Genomic DNA, 22,639 nt, shown 5'->3' on the forward strand with positions numbered 1-22,639 from the left:
TAAAACAAATAGGATTTTAGCATAAAACTTACTATGCATAACATTAAACATTTGTTTAAAAAACCATAAAATACATTTAAAATTTAGTTAACAATTTTCTTCTTCATATACCGTTGCTTTGCAAAAAAAGTAATGATGGAAAACAACCACCAATTCAACAGAAGAAGATTTCTTAAAAATTCACTATTGGCAGCCGGAGGAATTTTTCTTGCTCCTCTTATCGAAAGTTGCAGTGACGATTTTACTGAAAATGGAAATGCTCCCGATAATCTCCAAAACGGAGGTTTTGAATCCGGGGTCGCAAGTTTTGATCCGAGTGCAACAGGAATTATTATCTGGACCCGATATTCAAAGGGAACGGATGCAGAAATTACATGGGAAATTAGCAAAAACAATACTTTTTCGGAGGTGGTAAGAAGAGGGCAGGCCAATGCTATGGCAGTAAATGATTTTACTATAGCTGTAGATGTACAGAATATCTCTTCTAACACAAAATATTATTATAGATTCTATAACAGTAAGACCAAAGAAGTGAGTGTGACAGGAGAAACCCTTACTTTACCTTCAAAATCGGATGCTGTAAGTGAAGTGAAAATGGCAGTGGTGTCTTGTTCCAACTTTCCTGCAGGACTTTTTAATGTATACGGTGCGATTGCAAAATCTGAAGCTGATGTTGTAGTACACCTTGGAGACTATATTTATGAATATGCTCCGGGACAATACGGAACAAATCCTTACACCAATCAGTTAGGAAGAGCTCATCAGCCGGCGAAGGAAATTCTTAACCTCATTGATTACAGAGAAAGATACAGGCAGTACAGAGGAGATAAAAATCTTCAGCTTCTTCATCAGAAAAAACCGTTCATCTGTGTTTGGGATGATCATGAATTTGCTAATGATACCTATAAATCCGGAGCAGAAAATCATCAGCCCAACGAAGGCGATTTCCAGGCAAGAAAAATGGCGGCTTTCCAGGCATATAGCGAATATATTCCTCTTAAAACGGGAAAAGATATGAGAATTTACAGAAGTTTCAATTTCGGGAATATCCTTTCACTATACATGATGGATACCAGGGTGATTGCAAGAGATAAGCAAATGGAATATTCCGATTATCTTGATAGCACTGGGAATTTTAATCAAATACAGTTTAAAACAGATTTTTTAAGCACAAACAGAAAACTAATCGGAAATGAGCAGATGGCATGGCTGGGCTCTCAGATCAATAGCGATACTGCGAAATGGAAAGTGCTGGGCCAGCAGATTTTAATGACTAAAATGATGGTTCCAGCAGAGTTATTGATGATGCTGAATCAGATTCTTGCAGAAATTAAACAACACGGAAGTGCACAGCCGGCTACCATGCAGGCCCTTCAGAATACCATCACTCAGTTGATTATTCTTAAAACAAGATACCAACAGCAGGATCCTACTTTGACACCTCAGGAAATTGCAAGAATCACAACTACTTTACCCTACAATCTGGATGCATGGGATGGATATTTTATGGAGAGGGAACAACTTTATTCTGTTCTTGCAGGGAAAAATGTAGTGGTATTAGCGGGAGATACCCACAATGCATGGTTAGGAAAACTGAACGATGCACAAGGAAAGTTTATCGGAACAGAATTGGCTTGCAGCTCCGTTTCTTCTCCTGGCTTGGAAGGATATCTGGGAATAACTTCAGATCCTGCAAAAGCGATAGAACTGGCTCAGGCATTTTCATTACTGATTGATGATCTGGATTATGCCAATCTTTATAAAAGAGGATATCTGCATGTGAAATTTACCACTGGAAGTTCTACTGCAGAATGGAGGTTTGTAGACAATGTCATCTCTGATACTTATAATGTAAGTACAGAAAAGACCTATACGATATTATAGTTTCGATAATCATATCTTATTTTCAATTAAGTAAAAAGAGTCACGGTGTACTGCGGTGGCTCTTTTGTATTATAGTTTGGAAGCTGGAAGCAGGAGGAGGGAAGCTATTAAGATCATAACTGCTTACTGAAGGTTATTTACTTTTTTTGTATCTTGAACAGATGCAAGAGGATGTAAGAAAAGATTTTTTGCCATTAGTTTCTAAAACATGGTGGTTCATGACCTGGCTGACCAGGACTTTTGGGGGGCTTTTATTGTTGGCAGCGTTTCTGATCATAATAGGATTGCCTGTTGTGATGAGTGAAAAACCGGTTATATTTGTTATTGTAGCCATACTATACTATCCGGCACTTGCTTTCGGTTTATATCGTTTTTTTCTTTACCAAAGGAGAATCAGAAAAAGAATTGTCAGAAAGATAGAGGTTGATGATAAAGGAGTTCACTATGAGAGAGCCGATGGAACAATAGATAAAATTTTGTACAATAGCCTGAAAAAATATTCCTTTTCTGATGAATATGATGTGAGTATCAGTCCAAGGCATAAAACTTATATATTGACAGTAAATAACAATGGCTCGGTAGCAGACGTTGATTTTAATGGAATGGATGCAGGCTACACTACTTATATTGGAAATTTGAGAGCTTTACGAAGAAGATACATCCAGGGAATTGTGTATTTTCGACCAGATTTGCGCATAAACCCTTTGGTTTATGAGGTCTATTATATTAATCCTGCGGATTTTACTTTCGATCATAAAAAGTTTTGGACAGAATTTGGGGAGATTTTTGCGGTAATGATCCTATTCTGTTTAATATTAGGAATTATCATGCTCGGATTGGTTAAATGGCTTTTTTAAGAATCTTTCATTGATTAACGAAGAATTTAAATTTCATATCCTTTAATTTTATTTTTATATCTCAAAATCTTATGCTTATATTTATTTTATATTAAGGTTTTCCGGTTAATAAAACAGGGTGTATTCTCTGGAAAGTATGACTGGATTTAAAATTAAATGAATGAAAAGTTTAAAAAAGCAGCTCGGACAGTTTCCGGATGAAAAAAGGAAAGAATATTTCAGTACACTACCGAATTATCTCAACGGGCGATTTCAGAATATATTAACAACCCCGGCGCTGTTAGAAGGAGAAAGCATGACTAAATTGCTCCTTCAAAGCTTGTGCAAAGTAGAAAATACATCACCAAAAACCGCTCTCCCGTTTATAGTGACTGACCTTAAGAATCTTCGTCCGGATGAAAATGTGTTGGTATGGTTTGGGCACAGCTCCTATTTTATACAGCTGGATGGAAAGAAATTTCTTATAGATCCTGTTTTCAGTGGAAATGCTTCTCCAATGCCCGGTTCTATAAAAGCTTTTCATGGGGCAGATTATTACAAACCGGAACATATGCCGGAGATAGACTTTCTGCTTATTTCCCACGACCATTGGGATCATCTTGATTATAAAACCGTTCATGAATTAAAAGATAAAGTAGGTAAAGTTATTTGTGGTTTGGGAACCGGACAGCATTTCGAATATTGGGGCTGGAGCTTTGATAGAATTATCGAAAAAAACTGGTGGGAAAGTATAGACATTGCAGAAGGCTTCAGAATTACACTCACTCCGGCAAGACATTTTTCCGGCAGATTACTGAACCGTAATATCTCACTCTGGACTTCCTTTGTTTTAAAAACACCTGCGAAAAATCTGTTTTTAGGCGGTGATAGCGGTTATGGAAATCATTTTACAGAAATAGGGGAAAAATATGGACCATTTGATTTAGCCGTAATGGAAAATGGGCAGTATAATGAAAAATGGCCCTATATTCATACGCTGCCAGATCAGTTGATCACAGAAATAAAAGAACTGAAAGCCAAAAATTTTATCCCGGTACACAATTCTAAATTCAAACTTGCCCAGCACATCTGGTATGAACCTTTGGAGCTCGCTTCGAAACATGCAGAAGAAAATAATATACCTATAACCCTTCCGATGATTGGAGAAAAAGTAGATCTGGATCAGTTGGGATCTGCAGTCTGGAAAAAATGGTGGGAAGACTATATATAATTAAAACCTTTGATGTACTACTATAAAAAACTAATAACATTGTTAATTCTGCTTTACAGTATTTTGTCATACGCTCAATCCTATGAAAAAGATACTTTGCAGGGAGATTTTACATACCGCTTAAAAGGCAGGTTAAATACACAAACAGATTACATTCATGAGGAGCTGTTCTCATTACAGGTAAGTAATAACCGGGCATTTTTTACAAGTGTTCAATCTCTTAAAAGAGATTCGGTGATAGAAAACTCTCTGCAGACAACAAAGAATCCGGATGGAAGCATTAGTCTTAGCCTTGCAGGAGTATCAGTACCCAAAACAAGATTTCTCTCCACCATATTACAGACCAATGAAAATATACAATATTTCCAGTTAGCCGGAATGTCATTGCTTACGTATAAGCAACCCGTTATGAACGGCTGGAAACTTATTAATGAATCAAAAATAATTAATACACTACACTGCAAAAAAGCCGAACTCAGCTATAGAGGAAGAATCTGGGTGGCATGGTATTCCACTGAAATTCCATTTCCCTATGGTCCCTATAAATTTGGTGGATTGCCGGGACTGATCATCAAAATAGCCGATGAAACAGGAGATTTTGATTTTGAACTTGTAAAATCCGTACCCACTGCTGAACTAAAAGGTAAGCCTGTTAAGATTAATAAAAGAAGATATACAGAAGCCATAGAAACTACACAGCCAAAACTGGAACAGGCATTAAAGACTGCCAGAGAAAATGCCACTGCTGTACTGGCAAGCTATGGAACGACAATTTTAAAAGGGCAGGAAATTATACGACAAAAGCAAAGAGAGCAACAACAAAACCTTGCATATGATAATCCGATAGAACTGGAAAAATAAAAACCGGTCCATTATTGGCCCGGTTTCTTCCTTCTTATCAAAAAAATAATCACTACAAAGGTTCTTTATGATTGACCTTGGAATGAATAATATCGTAAAATACAGATGGATTTGCAGCATCAGGTGTAATTCTGTAAGTAAATGTTGTTTCGTTCAGTACCAGAATATCTACAACACGGGTAAAAGTAGGAGTGATAAGTGTTCTTTTCTTTCCATCCGGAGAGATAGACCATGTTCCTTCGGATCTTAACACATCATTTAACCCAAAAATTTTAAAAGTTCCGTTGGCCTTGAAGTAAGAATATCCCACAAATCCGGCTACACTGGCATCATTTAATGCAACATTATTTCCGCTTTTATCCTTAGCTCCAGTAGTTTCCCATGGAGTAGAAGCCAGGGTAAGCTGCCCGTTCGTTGGCTCCGCATGAGAGGTTCTTGTATGGATGATATCATAGTAAACTGACTGATCGCTGGAGTTAGGACGAATTCTGTAGGTGAACTCATTTCTGTTCAAAACAAGAATTTCAACATCACGGGTGAAAATAGTAGTCCCATCCGGGTTTAATGCTGCAATAGTTCTTGTTTTACCCTGAGCATCTACAGACCATGTTCCCATAGATCTTAATATGTCAGTCAGATTATAAATTGCAAACTTTCCATCTGCTTTGAAGTAAGCAAAACCTACATATCCGGCTACGCTGGCATCGGTAAGGGCTACATTATTTCCATTTTTATCTTTGGCTGCTGTAGTTTCCCATGGAGTGGAAGACAATACCTGTGAGGGAGTCTGTTGTTCAATACTTATTTCATTGTCATCACTTGAGCATGAAACAAAAGATGCTGATAACAGTATAGCAGCAGACAGATAACATAATTTTTTCAGTGTATTCATAAGGGTATTTTTAAGTCTTTGCAAACTTATCCCTAATCAATGTTAATATGTTGTATAAAATATCTCTTTTGTTGTAAAAAACATAACAGATCCCAGTTCAGAATGAGAAAAATGGTATTATGTCCAAAATTTGCATCAAAAGTACCCAATTCCCATCCTTTGGAGGGGTGGCGAAAATTCAAAGAATTTTTGACGGGGTGGTTTTTAGCATTATTTATTAAAATCAATTTCTTACCATAAAAATTCACCAAAAACTCTATTTTTGAATATGAATAACAGAAACCGCGGAAAAAATACTGGTGATGATACCTTATTTGGCTCAGAAAAACAGATCTCCAAACTGAGACTGGCTGTTGAAGACATGCAGTATCTGTTGAGCAGAGAGTATCCGGAAAAAGCGGCTTCTGATCTTGTGGGTAACAGGTATCGACTGAAAACCAGTCAGATACAAGCATTGAGGGGAGCGTCAGCATCCATTCAACAGCTTGATAACAGACAGTTGAAGCATGTTGGTACTTCAGATTTGAAAGATAAAACGGTATATCTTGATGGGTTCAATGTTCTTATTTTACTGGAAAGTCTGCTTTCCGAAGCTTATGTTTTTGAAGGATTGGATGGCTGTATCCGTGATCTTTCAGGTGTGCATGGAACTTATAAAAGAGTGAATCAAACCTTAAGAGCAGTAGAATTGGTAGCTTCTTTTTACCGGAAAAGTCAGATTGATCAATTGGTATGGATCTTTGATAAGCCGGTTTCCAACAGTGGAAGAATCAAACAGATTATTCTGGAATTTGCCGAAGAGGATCAGCTCAATTGGGATGCAGATCTGCAATACAATCCCGATAAATTCCTGGCAGAAAGTTCAGCCATCGTTATTTCCTCAGATGCCTGGATTCTGGACCACTGTAAAGAATGGTTTAATCTGATCGGATATTTGATTACAGAAGAAAGTATTCCTGTTAATCTGATCAAAATGAAGTAAAATATGAATCCGTTCGAACCTTATATTGCCCTGTTATCCGAAACATGGAAAAGCCAATACAAAGCCATTTTAGCACAAGAACATCTGAAATATCTGGAAAAAAATATCCAGAAGTTTAAGGACAATACTTTAGAATTGCACCTTCCTTATTTTAATGAAGAAATAATTATTGACAGGAAAGAAAGCTTTGAAAAATTGATGAAGATTCTTGATAATAATGATTCAGATGATGTAAAAGCTCAACTTCTGGAAGAAATTCCTTTTGAACATTGGCTGAATGTTTTAGGACAAAGGCTTACCTCTGCCAGCATCCGTGATGAAAATGCTATTCCTCCTTTGAAAGGAACGTTGATCAATGCCTGCAAAGAACCATTCAACAATGAAATTACCATTGCACAAAGAGCCTGGGAAAAGCATATTGGAAGAATGGATGATGATTTCTGGGGAGAGATAAAAGGAAATAACCAACAGAAGCAGGAAAAAGTAATGGCAAAAATCAATGACATCCTTGATCATAAAACCTGGTGGAATGTTTTCTTCCATTACAAGCATGAGCTGGTTTTTGAAGTCCGGGAAAAAGAAGGCCATGGAATTCGTTGGAGTCACGGAGGAACAAAGCTGATCGGTTTTCTCGAAAAATTTATCAACGAATAAATAAATACAAACATCTGTGTCATTTGTGAAATCTGTGGGAAAATAGATAAGCTTACAAATAAGACAGATTAATCAGATTTTTTTAACCTTAAAACTATTTTCTCTTTTCGTTTTTCGTCTTTTTTATCTTAATTTTTAACTGCGTAAAAACATTGCGTACCATGCTTCTAGTTTTGCAGACATAAAACAGAAGCTATGAATCAATCAGAACAAAAATTTTCAGCCGAAGAATGGGAAATATGTCTCAAGGTGCTTAATTCCTTGAAAGAAACCCCTTTCCTGAATCCTGATAATAAAACATTTTCAGGACTGATTACCAAAATTCATAAAAATGCCAAAAGACAAAGCCGTCATGAAAACTATTCTGAGATGAGGTCTCATGATCTGGCGATAAATTCCAATGCGGTACTGATGCAGAAAGCATTGGCTGGTATTTCTGCTTTTTATGATGATGAAAAGGAAGAAGTGAAACTTACAAAGCTTCAGATTCCCAAAAACTGCTACTGCTGTAACCAAAGTTATCAGTATGCCCATTCTTTCTATTCCAGATTGTGTCCCGTATGCGCCGGAGAAAACTATGAGAAACGTTTTGAAACAGCTGATCTTACGGGAAGAAATTTAATCCTGACAGGAGGAAGAGTGAAGGTGGGTTTTGCTACTGCATTGAAGGTGTTGAGAAGCGGGGCCAATTTGGTTTTGACAACCCGTTTTCCGGCATTGGCAATGGAGCTTATGCAGCAGGAGGCAGATTATGAAAACTGGAAAAACAGACTTTGGATCTATGGCTTGGATCTTAGAAATCTGAAGGCAATCCAGGATTTTATTGATTTTTATAAGTTGAATTTTGATACGCTGGATATTCTCATTAATAATGCAGCCCAGACTATTAAATATCCCGACGAATACTATCTGCCAATTATAAAACGCGAAAAAGAAAAACGGATAGCATTTAAAGATATTCATACCCTGATTCCAAACCACACGGAAATTTCAAATGAAACAGCAAAACTGGAATATGCTCAAAATGAAGAAACGCAGGTTGCACTTACCCGTTTTGGACAGCCGGTAGATAACAGAGAAAAAACAAGTTGGAATTCTACGCTGGAAGAAGTTTCTATGTTTGAATTGGTAGAGGTGAACCTCATCAATCATATTGCCCCTTATTTTCTGATCAAAGAGTTGAAACCATTGATGAAAAACTCTGCTTTTAAAGAAAAATTTATCATCAATGTCACTTCATCAGAAGGAATTTTCAGCTACGAAAATAAGACGATTTTTCATCCGCACACCAATATGACAAAAGCAGCTCTGAATATGATGACCCTCACTTCTGCAAAAGAATTTGAAAATGATCAGATTTATATGAGTGCCGTAGATGTGGGGTGGATTTCTACAGGAGCCAAAGAAAGTCTTAGAAAGAAACAGTTTGAGATGGGATATATTCCCCCGCTGGATTCTGTGGATGGGGCGGCCAGAATTCTGCACCCTGTGATAGAAGGAATACAAGGAAATTACTTCAGTGGAGTTTTATTGAAAAACTATAAAGTTCATACCTGGTAAAATCCATACGGAGATAATAGTAATAATGGAAAAATACATTTTGCTAAAATGAGTTGCAGGTTCGATTCCTGCTTATCTCCCAACTATTGAAACGGTAGTTCAACGGAAGAGCTTTGACCATCCACGTCAACGGCTGCGGGTTCGATTCCCGTCCGTTTCACAGGAGTACATAGTTCAAAAGGAGAAGAATACGTCCTCAGCAGGGACGAGCTGCAGGTTCAAATCCTGCGGTACTTCCAATGCAAACAATGGAGATAATAGTTTAACGGAAAAATGATTCCCTGCCCGGAATTGATGCACGTTCGAATCGTGCTTATCTCCCCAATCAGAAAGTCAGAGCAGTAGCTTAATCTGGAAAAGCATATCCATGGAGGATAGGTTGCCGGTTCGATCCCGGTCTCTTTGGCTTTCATTTTAAAATATAAAACCATGCTTAAAAAACTATTGATTTATCTGAACATTATTGATGAAATTCAGGTTCCGGTACCTATACAGAGGAGGGATAGAACTCCAATGGAAAAAGCGTTGGAGCGTTCGAGAACTGAAATGCTGAAAGAAAGAAGCAGGATTGTGCAGGAACAAAAAAGAGAAGCCTCAGAAAGTTTAGTGAAAGGAAAGAAAGTGACAGAATCTATTCTGCCCGTAAGAGAAAGGAAAACCAACAGAAACTATCTGAACAGAATTAATAATCTGGCAGAATATACAAAGGATTATAAAGAATATTGTCTTGAGAAAACAAGCAACCAGCATATGTTGAAAACAGAACAATATCATATTTATGCTAAAAGCGGAACTACAGAAGCATTTCAGATTTCTGAAGATTCCTTTATCACCCATAATGAACATAAGATGCTCCGGATAGAAAGCGATTACTTTGTAAAGTATATCCAGCAGGAATATAACCCGATAACTCAAATCATAGAAAATGCATACGACTGATACCATAAGAAAATATAAAATATTCTCCGAAGAAGACTGGGCGGATATTGTTTTTGATAAATATGCTTTGATAGAAGTTTATGCTAAAAACATCACCTTTCATTGTACAGAAATAGAAGGAAGCTTGTATTTGCGTGGTGAAGGCTGCCGCTTTCCGGAGTTGAAATATATCGCTGGAAATCTTTCTATTGATGCAAAATATTGTGAACTTCCGGTACTTGAAACAGTAGAACGTCATTTTACCATGCATTGCCATACCATGATGAATGAGCTTAGAAAAGTCAGAGGTAATTTTAAGTGTATTGTGGATGCCACTTTTAAAAACCTGGAAACGATCGGAGGATGTATTGCTGTAAAGAATGTCGCAGTACATACCCGAAATGGAAAGTTATTGAAAACAAGAGATGTTATTCCTGTTCAGTACCAGTTTCAGGCAGATGAGCTTCTGAAAGATGGTATTTTTGATATCAATATTCTTGGAGATAATATTATAATTCCTCACCGGGAAATACGTGGTAAAATTACCATTGTAGGGAAAAATGTTTCATTCCCGAATCTGGAATTTGTTCATGGTACGCTTAGAATAAGGAGTGAATATCATATCGGGCATAAATTTACCCATCATTTTCCCATGCTGAAGAAGTTGATTGGTAACCTGAAATTTGAAAATACCGGTGTCTCATTTCCGGTACTTCAGGAAACCAGCGGAAGTATTCATATGGAAAACGGTTCTTATGTCACTTTTCCGGCACTTGAAAAATCCGGTAATATAATGCTCAATGGAGGAAGTAGAGGGGCATTTCCGGTTTTGACTGATATTATTGGAAATTTCATGTATAATGGTTCTGAAAAGTGCGAGCTGAATGCTCTTCGATACGTGAAAGGCTTTTTCAATACCTATAATACGTTCGCTCCTAACATTGCTGAAGTGGGAGATCTGATTATCCATGAAACCTATCGTTTTGAACACCTTCAAAAAGTGAACGGGAAAATTCAGTTTTTGTATAATGTGAACCCTGCAACAGATTTTAAATCGTTGGAGTATCTTGGGGAATGGGGAGATTCCAGAATGAAAGACCTGAAGTTTCCTGCGCTGGAATGTATCAACAATTATTTGTACGGTACCTATGATGGCTTTGAACATATCGCAAAGAATATTTATTTTAAAATAAATAATAATCTGCATCTTACGAAAGATTATTTCATTATTTCACGGACATCTTTCCCTTATATTTTCCAGGAAAAGCGCTATCCTATGAGAAAACTGGTTGCGATCTTAAAATTAAGACACAGCAGCTTTCAGAATTTCAAAACCCGTGAGTATGAAAGACAATGGGAGTCTTTTAATACTCCATTTTTTACGAAGGTTTTAGGAAAAATTGAAAGTCTCTGGACAGAAGTGGAGCCGATGAAATATGAGGAATTCTTTAAAGCAGAAGACCGGAACTTTAAACTGTTTTGTTTCAGTTATTATGGCGTAGGAAATCTGATGAAAAAACTTGAATCCAGAAAGATCAATGAAAAAGAAATTGAAATTGCCTACGAGGAGTATGATGAAAACGGAAACGAAAAACTAACCCAAAAAGTTAACCGTTATGAAGTACATGAAATTGAAAACCGTAAATTGGGAGTGTTCATCTGGGGGAGCAGAGCAGAATATTCTTATGCAGTGAAATGTTGGTGCCCATCTACGGAAAAAGAACACTGGCTGTGGATAGAATCCGATTATAAATCCGATGCTTTAGCGGCCATTGCATCTACCTTCAGAATACACAGTAATCTGATTCCTTATATAAAATGCTTGAAGAGACAGGGAGATCTGCTCATCTGCGAATTGAAAGAAAAAGTAACTCCTACCGGAGAAATACGACCTCTTACAGCTTCAGAATACTTTAATCTTCTGAGAGCAGAAACATAAACAAGAAACAGTAGTTTAACTGGAAAAATATTCCATTCAAAGGAAGGTCATCGGTTCGAATCCGGTCTGTTTCTATTTTTTTAACTAAAAGTAACCAATAATAAAAAGTAAAAGAATGAATACTTATATTGATATTGGCATTAATCTGACCAATAAACAATTCTATAATGAACACGAAGAAATTATTAACCGTGCTTTGGACGAGGGGGTTGAACATATGATTCTCACCGGAACCAGCATACGTGGAAGCAAAGAATCTGCGGAAATTGCACAAGAATATCCCGAAATTTTATTTTCAACAGCCGGAATTCATCCCCACGATGCCAAATCTTTTAATGGACAAAGTATTGATGAGCTCAGAAAACTATTAAAGCAGGATCATGTGATTTCAGTAGGAGAGTGCGGATTGGATTTTGACCGTGATTTCTCTCCCAGACCTTTGCAGGAAAAATGTTATCAGGCACAGCTTGAACTCGCCATTGAAGTAAACAAACCCCTTTTTCTTCATGAAAGATCCGCATTTAAAAGATTTAATGAAATCACAGATGACTATCTTTCAAAGTTACCTGAAGCCGTTGTACACTGCTTTACCGGAACATTGAATGAAGCAAAAACTTATCTGGATAAAGGATTTTATTTAGGATTTACAGGAGCCATCAGTGATGAGAAAAGATTTAAACACCTTGAAGACGTTATAAAATATGTCCCTCTTGACAGGATGATGATTGAAACAGATGCCCCATTTATGCTTCCGAAGAATATGCCGAGAATGCAGAACAGAAGAAATGAACCTTCATTTTTACCTTATGTAGCACAAACCATTGCCCATCTGAAGAAGATCAGCATTTCCGAAGTGGCAGATGATACTACAGAAACTGCCAGAAATTTTTTCAGACTATAAAAAAGAGCTCTACTGATGAAGTAAAGCTCTTTTTTTATAATGAATTTAGTTCTTACAAACTCTTTATAGCTGATTCCAAAGCTAGTTCCATCATTGGATTCAAAGCTGTTTCTCTTTCATCTGCAGAGATTTTTTCGTGGGTAGGAATAATATCCGTTACCGTAAGAATAGTCGCTGCATTTTTTCCTAAATGCTGAGCATTGGCAAATAAACCAAAAGCTTCCATTTCTACTGCAGGACAGTTGTATTTGGTAGCAATTTCAGGAGTGTTAGGATCTTTTCTGTAGAAAATATCGCTACTATGGATATTGATGGCTTTAGCATTTAAAGATAAATCTTTAGCCGTTTCGTTGATGGTATTAAAGATATTCCCCTGGTGAGAAAGGATTTCGTCTTCAATTCCCCATGCATATTTGGCATACGTACTTTCACTGGCAGCTTTGTCAATATTTAAGATATCAAAAAGTTGAAGATCTGTATTGTAAGCACCACAAGTTCCGATTCTGATGATCGTATCTACTTCATATTCTGTAAATAACTCAAAAGAATAGATTCCTATACTTGGGAAACCCATTCCACTCGCTCCTACAGTGATTTCTTTACCTTTATAAAGCCCTGTATAATAAAAAATACCTCTGGTTTTGCTTACCAGTTTAGCATTTTCTAAATAATTTTCAGCAATATACTGTGCACGAAGCGGATCCCCCGGCTGCAATACTACTTTAGCAATTTCTCCTTTTTTTGCACTGATGTGAATACTCATAATGTTTTTTTGAATGGGACAAAGATAATAACTTTTAGTTTGTTTATATAATTACGAAAATGGAAACAATGAAACCTCTTCTTATTAATAGAATATATAAGATATTATTAATAAATGCTTTAAATAATATTTTAAATAAAGTCCTTTGTATAATCCAAAACCTAACCTTGTAAACAGAGAACAATAAAAGAATAACGAAGAGCAGGTATCGTGAAAGCAGACCGGCTACTTTTGCAGAAGTAAAACATTTAACATTTTAAAAGTGAAAATAGAGCATATTGCCATTTGGGTGAAAGATCTTGAACAATCCAGAGCATTTTATCAGAAATATTTTGGAGCAGTTTCCAATGAAAAATACCATAATCCGGTTAAAAACTTTCAATCCTATTTTTTAAGTTTTGAAAATGGCTGCCGTCTTGAAATCATGACCAGACCGGATATCAAAGAAAGCGAAAACTCTTATGAATCCCAGCAGTACGGAATTATTCATCTTGCATTTTCTGTAGACAATAAACAAAAAGTAGACGAACTTACAGAAATACTGAGAAAAGATGGATATAAAGTGGCTGGAGAACCGCGTACCACAGGAGACGGATATTACGAAAGCGTCATCCTTGATCCGGAAAATAATATTATTGAAATTGTATCACAGTAAGTCATTACGAGGAGCTTTAGCGTCGAAGCAATCTTTAGTATAGTAATAAATCTGTAATTTCAAACCTTGTAGGTTTTTACAACCTATAAGGTTTAGATTGTAAGACTTACCTTGCTGAAAACCTCACATTTAGTGAAGTCGAAATGTTCTCACGCCTTAAAAAGTATTACAATGCTTACTCACTAGCGCCTTTGCGCTTTCCAACCTTAGGATAACTTCAAAGAATCCATATTTAAAAAGAATCTTCTCCACAAAAATTTTATTCTCAACGAAATAATTTTATTTTTGTTAGATCATGGAAACCAAGTCACCGTTTTTAGACACGATATTTTTGCTTCGTAAGGAAGAATGTATTACTCTTTTTTCAAACTTACAGCAAATTTCCCCTCAGGAAGAGGCGGAAGCAGGAGATTATTTTGAAACTGAATTCGAAAAAGAAAGACTTGAATTTTTATCTGATCAATTGACCTACAGCAAAGAAACCGCTGTTTGGGCTGCCAAGGTGCTCTACCATAGCGCACAGCTTTATCTGATCAGAGAAAATACAGAAAAAAATATTGACAATCTTATTCCTCAGTTCAAAGGAACACGGGATATTCCTTCTATCTTATCTGCAGACTTATCACTGAGATTTTTACCACAGGTTATGGTTGCTTTACATACAGTTGATCCTGAAGATCCACTGATTGTCATGCTGGAAAATATTCTGACACAGTTTCACTATTCCGGAGTAGGGTATGATCTTGATCTGAAGAACGTGAACTGGACAGAAGAACTGCAAGACAATACCTACAGGAAACTTTATCTGGAAAGAATTGTTGAAAAAAGAGATTATAAACTTGCGGAAATTCCGTTCATTAATAAACTACTAATAGCCGAATTCGGAATGTACAAAGATGCATTCTGGCGAGAACTAAAAACTATAACCGAACACCATAATGAAAACGTATGAGAAAGTATTTGAATTTTTAACCGACCCTACAAAAGAAACATTCCTGAAATGCCGTGAACTGGTGATCAGTAATACGGAATATGATCCCTATTCCGAAGATATTGAAAACTTACAGGATTTACTGAATGAAGGGAAATTTGAAGAGGTTATACAATATGTCAATGTCAATATTTTACTGAGTCCCAGAGCGCATATCTGTAAATATTTTGCTTACAAAGAACTGGGGGACGAAAAAGGACGGAATATTGAAATGACCATAGCACAGCTTATCTTTGATTGCCTTGAAAAAACCGGAGACGGAACCAAAGATTCTCCTTATATGATCACAAGAATTTCCGACGAAAGAGATCTGATCAGACATCACTTCAATAAACAGGATGTTTCACAAATTCTGGTCAAAGATGGAGATAAAATAATGGATGTACTTACACTGGATGACGGAACACAGCTGTATTTCGATATCAAAGTGCCTTATCAGAGACTGGCTTTTTCATTCAATAAAAGAAATGAACAGGCAGAAAATAAAGAAGAGAAAAAACCGAAGAAAAAGTGGTGGAAATTTTAATTTTTAAAATCAATGAACCAGAATATAAATCAGCTTAATACAGTCCTTAACTACGTAAAAGATACTTTTGTAGGTAAAAATGATGTCGTAGACCTTTTAGGAATATGCCTGTTGGCAAGAGAAAATGCATTTTTATACGGACCTCCGGGTACGGCAAAATCTGCGATTGTCAGAACACTTGCCAAAACAGTGAAAGACGGAAAGAATTTCGAATATTTGTTAACCCGTTTTACAGAACCGAACGAGATTTTCGGACCTTTTGATATCAGAAAACTGAAAGAAGGTGAACTTTTGACCAATACGGAAGGAATGATGCCCGAAGCTTCCTTGGTTTTTCTTGATGAGATCTTCAATGCGAACTCGGCTATTTTGAATTCCCTTCTGACAGCACTCAACGAAAAAATATTTAAAAGAGGAAAAGAAACCAAGCATCTTCCTGCACTGATGTTTGTAGGAGCAAGTAACGTTCTTCCGGAAGATGAAGCACTCAATGCATTATTTGACCGTTTTCTGGTAAGAATTAATGTAGACTATGTCAATCCCGAACTCTTACAACAGGTACTTTTGGCCGGAAGAAAACTGGAAAACGAAGAAAAAACGGAAATTCCGGAAATCCATGCTGACGAAATCAGACAGCTTCAGAGTTTGTGTAGAACCATAGATCTTAAACCCATTTATGAAGTCTATCTGAACACAATTATGAGCCTCAGAAATACAGGGATTGCTATTTCAGACCGTAGAGCGGTGAAACTTCAGAATCTGATTGCAGCAAGCGCCCTGATCTGCGGAAGAAAAGAAGCCGTAATTTCTGATTTGTGGGTGTTGAAACATATCTGGGATACCGAAGAACAGATTGAGATTCTGGAAGGAATTATCAACAGGACGATTGAGAAGGATGATCATCCGGATTCCCATCCACAGGCCATGCAGAACAAAACTCCCAATCCTGAAGAAGTTATGAAAGACGTAAAAATTCTTGTAGAAAAATGGAATGAAGGAATATTAAGTTTTGAAGAGCAGAATGTAATAAAAGATAAATTGAGATACCTGCAGACCCGTTGCGACTGGATCAGAAATCCGGAGCAAAAACAATATATCCAGCAAGAAATTGAAAGCTTATGGCAGAAGATTCTTCAAAGCGTTTAAAAGAATTCTGGGCGGAAATTCCCCGTGCTGATGAAGATTTTCTGGGTTCCATCAGAGACTGGAAGAATATTCAGATTGCTGTAGAGGATGAAACGATCTGGCTGAAAGGCTTTATCGAGGAACAGGCGGCAGCTCCGGAAATACAACAATTGCCGGACTTTATTCTGTATGAACTTCGTGATGGACTTTTATTCAGAAAAGAGGCTTTGGTTCCGAGTAAAAAAATGCGGACAGCTTTGCTCTGGATTCCTATAGACAAAGCATTGCAGCTTAGTCTTCCCCCTTCAAACCAAAACTATTTTGGGATTCATGAACAGGTTCGGATAGAACTAAAAGAAAGCAATGAAGAACATCCGGTTATCGCTTTGCTGAGCAACATTGCCGATATTAAAGAAAGTATCGCTGCACTACCGAAGTTTAAGCTTGAAAAAATAAAATGGACAGTTCTGGGCGATAAAGCCCTGTTTATGGGAACTCCATTATTGAGCTTTCCCGGAAAGACCTACTGGACAAAGGACAGACATTTATTGCCTGCAGGTCTGGATTTTGAATTTAAAAACCTAAGCACACTGTTGCAGCAAAAATATAATCAAGAGGAAGGATGGCTGCTGTGGGATGGAAATGGGAATTATCTTTCAATAAAAGAAACAGACTTCCGTCCATTATCCGTAAGCTCATTCCGCCTGACAGAAAAATCAAGAGAATGGAATTAAAGGCTTATTTCCAGTCCTATGAAAATTATTTTTGGGAATGGAAAACTGATGAAGATGTTCCCGGTGATTCCGGTTATCATGAAAACAATCTCCTCTCTATTCCCGGAGTAGGAGCCATAGCTTACAGGCCTTATCTAATGGAGATACTGAAAGAGCTTCAGCCGCAGGGATGGCCTCCGTTCGGGGCATTGCTTATGGTTTTGTATGCGATGCAGGATGGATATACGGACTTTGCAGGCCCGCTAAGACGTACAGCTGAGTTTTATAGCGGTGAAGATTTTGAGTTCAACGCGGAAAAGCAAATTGAATTCCTTGAAAAAATAAAATCACTACCCAAAGTTTATAAGGAGAAACAGAACAGAATTGTATTGCTCCAGACTTTGTTCAGCAATAGTCATAACAGGGTGGCCTCTCTTCATGCGGATATTTATTTAAAGATCTATTATAAACGACCGCAGGAACTAGCGATCAGTGCAGAAAAACAAGACGAAGGTTCAATAGCTTTAAACAAAGATCTGAGCGCTTTGAATCTCAATGAAAAATTTCCTTCAGTGCAGTCTGTCATTGATGCCATGAAAGGATTGGTTCATGAGCCGGAATTGGAGGATGAGGTGGTAGAAGAAGAGACAACTGCAGATAGCCATAAAGATTTTATCAAAGAATTAATTGATGAACCCAAGACTTTTCAGATAGGAAGCCTGATCAAAAGAATCTGGAGCGGCCTTAAAATTCCAATGCGTCATCTTTCTCCCGGAGAGCAACCCATTGGAGGAATTTCCGATATGACCAATAAAGGAGATTTTCACAGAATGCTTCTTTCCGAATTTGCCAATGAAGATGATGTCTTTATAAATCGTGTTGCCAATAACGAAGCACTTTATATTCAAAGAGAGATTCCGCCTGAAGAAAATATTTTTGAAAGAATTATCCTGATTGATACTTCCCTTAGAAACTGGGGAACACCAAAAGTATTGGCTTATGCCTCTGCAATAGCCATTATTAAACATCCCAAAGCTCATTCTGAATGTAAAGTTCTTGCTTTAGGGCAGGCAGCAATTCCGATTTCACTGAACAAAGTGGAAGAAGTGGTGGAAAATCTTAACCAGGTAAGTCCGGTTCTGGAAGTTTCGGAAGCACTGGAGAAGTTTTTTAACGAACATCATTCACAAAAAGATATTGAAGTGTTCTTCATTACCCATCAGGATAATATGGCTGATGAGGAAATTCAGCGGGTTGTACATCAGAATAGGGATAAATTGAAGTTTTTGGTAACAACGGCTTCAGATGGTGAAATCAATTTTTACAAACATCATAAAGGAGCAAGAAAGCATATCCAGAAAATAAAACTTTCATTGCAGGAGCTGTGGGCCAATCCGCCGCAACAAAAACAATCTGTTCAGAACTTCAATGGAAAGAAAACAGATCTTCCGCAAAACTATCCGATTTTATTTCCAACGCCGGTTAATAAGATTGCTAAGTTCTTATATGAAGGAGAATTTTTCATTTTGAGTTCAAAAAAGCAATTACTGAAAACTTACCTTTCTGATAATTATTACGACAGACATTCTTACGATTATTATAAAACATTTCATGGATGTGAAGTTTTGTTTGATAAAATTTCCATAAAACCCAAAGGACAGTTTGCCTTGGCAAAAAACAGACAGCAACACTTTATTCTGTGTCAGTATCATCCTGAACAGAAACTTATTTTAAAACTTAATCTTAATAACGGAGAATATTCTGACCAGAATCTTACAGGGATGAACATTCCGGAATTTTACAGGTTGATTTATTTTGGACGGAATTTTTATCTTCATCATCCGGACAACCCTACCCATTACAAAATCAATATTGATGGGAACATTGCTGTAGAGCCTATTACCGGAAAGGATAAAGAATTTGAAAAAAATAATATAAAAGCAGAAGCAGAAGTTGCCAGGTTGAAAGGAAGTGGACTGAAGGTCATCAATAATTTCAATAAAATAGGAATCAACAAGTATAATAACCTCGTTGTTTCTGGAAATGAACTATACAGTGCTTCGGAAAATACACTTGATTTTTCCAAAAATAAATTTGATATCAAAATTTTCGCAGAGCAGAATAAAAATAAATTTACATTTCCTGACGGAAGTGAAATCATCACCGACTCTCGGGGAATGCTGACGTTCCGAAGCAGTAATAAGAGTATCGAAGAATTCTTTATTCCATCTACATTGGGTGGTTTTCTCTCGTTAGCTACCTATACGGAATTCGGAGGATCAGAATATTATCTTCCGGAACATGCCCTGTTGAAAGTAAAAACAATGGATGATATGTGTGACAGGTTTTTAAAACCGTTTATAGAACAGATTTTGGATTATGGAGCTTAGAATAAAACCTTTCCCGAAAAATAATTATCCCAAAAAAGGACTTTTAATCAAAGGTTCTTCACCTGTGGTATGGCTTCAGGAAATGGAAATCCTTGGGATTAATTTAAGTCAGGTAAAATCTTTTGCCATTCCGGCAGACAGTCCCAATGTGCTGTACGGTTGTTTTCTCATTTTTAATGATTATGCTCCGCATGAAATAGGCAGGAATGCTTATTTTCAAAGTGTGGATGACAGGCTTTTTATCCCTGAAAATACAACCTTTTATCCCAAAATAAATCCTGAAGACTGGGCACAGCTTGATTCACGTTTTCTGATTATGCATCCCGAATTCGGATTGGTGAAGCTGTCTGAAGAAATCGACTGGATTTCATTAATTCAACAGCCTGAAACCATAAATGAAACCATCAGAAAGCCTCTGAACGGAGTTTCAATCCCTCAGAAAATAGAAAGCTACACGGTGGAAATGGATGATGAAAAAGTAATGGAAGCATTACAACCAAAACAAACCGAAGAAGAATGGATGAACAACCTGCCGTTTGATCTTAAAAAAGTAATGGCCGGAAATAAAAAAGAAATAGAAAAATACTTAAAATATATTGAAAAATACCCTGAAAGAGCAGTAGATTTAGGTGTTTCCCTGGACGTAATGGGAACTTCCAGAGGTGATGGATTTGGTAAGTTTACCTGGCTGGAAGGATTATTTGGTGGCGGTGCAGGAGGCAAAAAGGAAAGTGCAGGAACCAGAAATTTTCGCAGAGTATTCTGGGCAGTCATTATTGCCGCTATCGTTTTAAAGATTGCATTACCTTCAGATAAAAATAGTTCGGAACAGGATGAAAATACTCCTTCTTCAGGAAAGATAGCAAATAATGCAGCAAAAGCACCTTCTGATATAATTGCTTTCCAGTCCGGGACGTCGGAAATTGATCTTAAAATAGATTCAATGTATCACCAGCAGAGAAAAGGATTATCCAAAGAGCTTATTCATGCAGGAATCATTGAATCCAAAACAAAAGAAGACAAAGAAAACTATAAAAAAGGTGGCGGAAGAGATGTAAGCGAAATAGGAAGAGATATCGAAAAGCTTGTTAATAAAGAAAAACAGAGCAGAGATTCACTCAAAACCATTTACACCCAAAAAATCACAAAACATCTTGAACAAAAAACTGAAAATCTGAAACGTAAAATTTCAGATTCTCTAAAGCAATATACTAAAGGAAAACCGGTGAATGATGATGTTGTAAAATACCTTCTCAAAAAAAGGAAGGCATTGATGGCTGATTCACTAGGGAAACTTTACGGTACACTGGATATCGTAGATCCTTCTTCTGTGTCAATTGACAAGTCTAAAGTAAAAGGAGTGGGTTCAGAAGGAACTCCTTTAAAAAAAGAAACTCCCGTTTCAGATATTCTGTATATGGTAATCCTGATGATTGCTGGAGTGGGATTATACTCATTCCTGTTTAAAAATAAATCGTTAAACCTTGGCGGAGACAATGTACCAGGCTGGGTAAAGTTTGTTTTAATTGCCATTCTTGTAGCCATGCTTGTATATTTATTTTATCCGCTGGTTAAAATGTTTGGGTACAACTGGTTTGTGTGGATTCTTGTAATTGGTGTGCTGTTACTTCTTTACCGTCTTTTCAGAGAAGATAAAACCATTTTAAATTCCGATGATGATGAATAGACAGAAATTTATAGACAAATTTATGGCGGCATTTGTGCTGCTGGCCATGTTTAAGATTATCGGAATTGTAGCCCAGCTGTTCCATGAAAGTTTCTGGAGCGTAGTGGGAACATTGGGTATTTTCTTAATTGTAGCCTTTATTATCCTTATTGTGATCACTTTTTTAAAAGATAAGGAGCAAAATAACAGAAACTCAGTTGGAAGAAAAAGCAGCGGAAGCAGTAATTTCTATCTGGAAAATTCACTCTTTGACAAGATCAGGAGCAAATATGAAGAACTTGCCGAAAAATACATAGCCGAAAAAGATTATAAAAAAGCAGCAAGAGTCTATATGAACCTGCTGCAGGATAATTACAGAGGTGCAAAAACACTTGAAAATGGAGGGCTTTATAATGAAGCAGCGGTAGTATATCTTAAAAAACTGAATAATAAATCCGATGCTGCGGTTTGCTATGAAAAGGCAAAACAGCATAAAAAAGCTATTGAGCTTTATAAAGAAATGGAGCAGAAAGAAAAAGTGGGAGATCTTTATAAAGAAATCAATGATCTTAAGAATGCCCATCACTATTACCAGCTGGTAGCAGATGATTATACAGGAAATAATCAGATGGTGAAAGCCTCTTTAGTCTACCGTAAAAAAATGGAAAAAACAGAAGAAGCACAGAAAGTGCTGTTGAAAGGATGGGAAGAAGATAAAGATGCTTTCAATTGTTTGAATAACTACTTCGCCAATATCTTTGATATTAAAAAGCTGGAATCAGAAATTATGAATTTATACGAAAAAACTCCAGACAATAAAAAGATTACTTATCTTGATGCTATGAAATATGAATTTAAAAAATCTCAGGAACTGCATGCCGTAACAAGAAATATAGCTTACGAAATCATTGCTGAAAAAGTAAATACCCGTTCTGAAATTGTCAATGAACTGAAATTTTTTAATCCCAATGATGAAGTGATTCTGAAAGATATTTCAAGGTTCAAAACAGCAAGAAATAAAATGTTCAGGAATTAAATTTTAAAGATTCAAGAATTTAAAAATTAAAGAAAATTCAGCTTTATCAAATCAAAATTTAATTGATTCCTTTATGTCCCTTTGCTTATCTAAAACTTTCCCAAAATTGTGAATAT

20 protein-coding genes and 4 tRNA genes are annotated in these 22,639 nt (G+C 36.7%); 22 read left to right on the forward strand and 2 right to left on the reverse strand.

Annotation, left to right across the window (positions count from 1 at the left end; all coding sequences use genetic code 11):
* Positions 1–132: 132 nt before the first annotated feature.
* The 4 genes from RHP76_RS19145 (at position 133) to RHP76_RS19160 (ending at position 4,812) form a co-directional block, all read left to right on the forward strand.
* A complete protein-coding gene (locus RHP76_RS19145) occupies positions 133–1,884 on the forward strand; it encodes an alkaline phosphatase D family protein (protein ID WP_311228811.1) in 1,752 nt (583 codons plus the stop codon).
* Between the two features lie 161 nt (positions 1,885–2,045).
* The gene (locus tag RHP76_RS19150) at positions 2,046–2,741 is read left to right on the forward strand and encodes a hypothetical protein (protein ID WP_311228812.1); all 696 of its coding nucleotides are present in this window, start codon (positions 2,046–2,048) and stop codon (positions 2,739–2,741) included.
* A 160-nt stretch (positions 2,742–2,901) separates the two neighbouring features.
* Positions 2,902–3,951, forward strand: coding sequence for an MBL fold metallo-hydrolase (locus RHP76_RS19155; RefSeq protein WP_311228813.1), 1,050 nt, complete (start codon positions 2,902–2,904; stop codon positions 3,949–3,951).
* Between the two features lie 12 nt (positions 3,952–3,963).
* Positions 3,964–4,812, forward strand: coding sequence for a GLPGLI family protein (locus RHP76_RS19160; protein WP_311228814.1), 849 nt, complete (start codon positions 3,964–3,966; stop codon positions 4,810–4,812).
* 52 nt (positions 4,813–4,864) lie between these two features.
* On the opposite strand, the gene RHP76_RS19165 is transcribed toward RHP76_RS19160, so the two are convergent.
* Positions 4,865–5,704, reverse strand: a complete 840-nt coding sequence (locus tag RHP76_RS19165) for a DUF4822 domain-containing protein (RefSeq protein ID WP_311228815.1) — start codon at positions 5,702–5,704, stop codon at positions 4,865–4,867.
* A gap of 268 nt (positions 5,705–5,972) precedes the next feature.
* Between RHP76_RS19165 and RHP76_RS19170 the strand changes: the two genes are divergently transcribed.
* The 10 genes from RHP76_RS19170 (at position 5,973) to RHP76_RS19215 (ending at position 12,658) form a co-directional block, all read left to right on the forward strand.
* Positions 5,973–6,686, forward strand: coding sequence for a DUF434 domain-containing protein (locus tag RHP76_RS19170; protein WP_311228816.1), 714 nt, complete (start codon positions 5,973–5,975; stop codon positions 6,684–6,686).
* 3 nt (positions 6,687–6,689) lie between these two features.
* Positions 6,690–7,340, forward strand: a complete 651-nt coding sequence (locus RHP76_RS19175; protein WP_120233390.1) for a tRNase toxin domain-containing protein — start codon at positions 6,690–6,692, stop codon at positions 7,338–7,340.
* 195 nt (positions 7,341–7,535) lie between these two features.
* Positions 7,536–8,900: an SDR family NAD(P)-dependent oxidoreductase gene (locus RHP76_RS19180; protein ID WP_311228817.1), complete on the forward strand. Its 1,365-nt coding sequence runs from the start codon at positions 7,536–7,538 to the stop codon at positions 8,898–8,900.
* 88 nt (positions 8,901–8,988) lie between these two features.
* Positions 8,989–9,060: transfer RNA gene (locus RHP76_RS19185), tRNA-Gly, on the forward strand.
* Between the two features lie 2 nt (positions 9,061–9,062).
* Positions 9,063–9,138 (forward strand) — tRNA-Ala (locus RHP76_RS19190).
* Positions 9,139–9,151: 13 nt separating this feature from the next.
* Positions 9,152–9,224 (forward strand) — tRNA-OTHER (locus RHP76_RS19195).
* Positions 9,225–9,234: 10 nt separating this feature from the next.
* Positions 9,235–9,306, forward strand: a tRNA-Pro gene (locus RHP76_RS19200).
* A gap of 23 nt (positions 9,307–9,329) precedes the next feature.
* Entirely contained in the window at positions 9,330–9,839 is a 510-nt protein-coding gene (locus RHP76_RS19205) for a hypothetical protein (RefSeq protein WP_311228818.1), read from the forward strand.
* Positions 9,826–11,757: a hypothetical protein gene (locus RHP76_RS19210; protein WP_311228819.1), complete on the forward strand. Its 1,932-nt coding sequence runs from the start codon at positions 9,826–9,828 to the stop codon at positions 11,755–11,757. The genes RHP76_RS19205 and RHP76_RS19210 overlap by 14 nt, the downstream gene beginning before the upstream one ends.
* Positions 11,758–11,872: 115 nt before the next feature.
* The gene (locus RHP76_RS19215) at positions 11,873–12,658 is read left to right on the forward strand and encodes a TatD family hydrolase (protein WP_277694001.1); all 786 of its coding nucleotides are present in this window, start codon (positions 11,873–11,875) and stop codon (positions 12,656–12,658) included.
* Positions 12,659–12,710: 52 nt separating this feature from the next.
* Here the strand turns inward: RHP76_RS19215 and deoD are convergent, their stop codons facing one another.
* Positions 12,711–13,421, reverse strand: coding sequence for a purine-nucleoside phosphorylase (deoD, locus tag RHP76_RS19220; RefSeq protein WP_034693505.1), 711 nt, complete (start codon positions 13,419–13,421; stop codon positions 12,711–12,713).
* A 262-nt stretch (positions 13,422–13,683) separates the two neighbouring features.
* On the opposite strand from deoD, the gene RHP76_RS19225 reads away from it, so the two are divergent.
* From RHP76_RS19225 to RHP76_RS19260, 8 genes are all read left to right on the forward strand, one after another.
* Entirely contained in the window at positions 13,684–14,076 is a 393-nt protein-coding gene (locus RHP76_RS19225) for a VOC family protein (RefSeq protein ID WP_311228820.1), read from the forward strand.
* A gap of 295 nt (positions 14,077–14,371) precedes the next feature.
* On the forward strand, positions 14,372–15,028 hold the full coding sequence (locus tag RHP76_RS19230; protein WP_311228821.1) for a conflict system bpX4 domain-containing protein: 657 nt from the start codon (positions 14,372–14,374) through the stop codon (positions 15,026–15,028).
* Positions 15,015–15,593 carry a DUF4919 domain-containing protein gene (locus tag RHP76_RS19235; RefSeq protein ID WP_120233395.1) on the forward strand — a complete coding sequence of 193 codons (579 nt, stop codon included), beginning with the start codon at positions 15,015–15,017 and terminating at the stop codon, positions 15,591–15,593. Before RHP76_RS19230 ends, RHP76_RS19235 begins: the two co-directional genes overlap by 14 nt.
* A gap of 12 nt (positions 15,594–15,605) precedes the next feature.
* A complete protein-coding gene (locus RHP76_RS19240) occupies positions 15,606–16,739 on the forward strand; it encodes an AAA family ATPase (RefSeq protein ID WP_120233396.1) in 1,134 nt (377 codons plus the stop codon).
* Positions 16,712–17,452, forward strand: a complete 741-nt coding sequence (locus RHP76_RS19245; RefSeq protein WP_277694004.1) for a hypothetical protein — start codon at positions 16,712–16,714, stop codon at positions 17,450–17,452. The genes RHP76_RS19240 and RHP76_RS19245 overlap by 28 nt, the downstream gene beginning before the upstream one ends.
* Complete coding sequence (locus RHP76_RS19250; protein ID WP_311228822.1) at positions 17,443–19,821, forward strand: hypothetical protein; 2,379 nt, start codon at positions 17,443–17,445, stop codon at positions 19,819–19,821. Before RHP76_RS19245 ends, RHP76_RS19250 begins: the two co-directional genes overlap by 10 nt.
* Positions 19,811–21,508 carry a bpX3 domain-containing protein gene (locus RHP76_RS19255; RefSeq protein ID WP_311228823.1) on the forward strand — a complete coding sequence of 566 codons (1,698 nt, stop codon included), beginning with the start codon at positions 19,811–19,813 and terminating at the stop codon, positions 21,506–21,508. The genes RHP76_RS19250 and RHP76_RS19255 overlap by 11 nt, the downstream gene beginning before the upstream one ends.
* The gene (locus RHP76_RS19260) at positions 21,495–22,523 is read left to right on the forward strand and encodes a soluble NSF attachment family protein (protein WP_311228824.1); all 1,029 of its coding nucleotides are present in this window, start codon (positions 21,495–21,497) and stop codon (positions 22,521–22,523) included. The genes RHP76_RS19255 and RHP76_RS19260 overlap by 14 nt, the downstream gene beginning before the upstream one ends.
* Positions 22,524–22,639 lie beyond the last annotated feature (116 nt).

It is taken from the genome of Chryseobacterium sp. SG20098 (genome assembly GCF_031844745.1).
In the GTDB taxonomy this organism is placed as follows: domain Bacteria; phylum Bacteroidota; class Bacteroidia; order Flavobacteriales; family Weeksellaceae; genus Chryseobacterium; species Chryseobacterium cucumeris.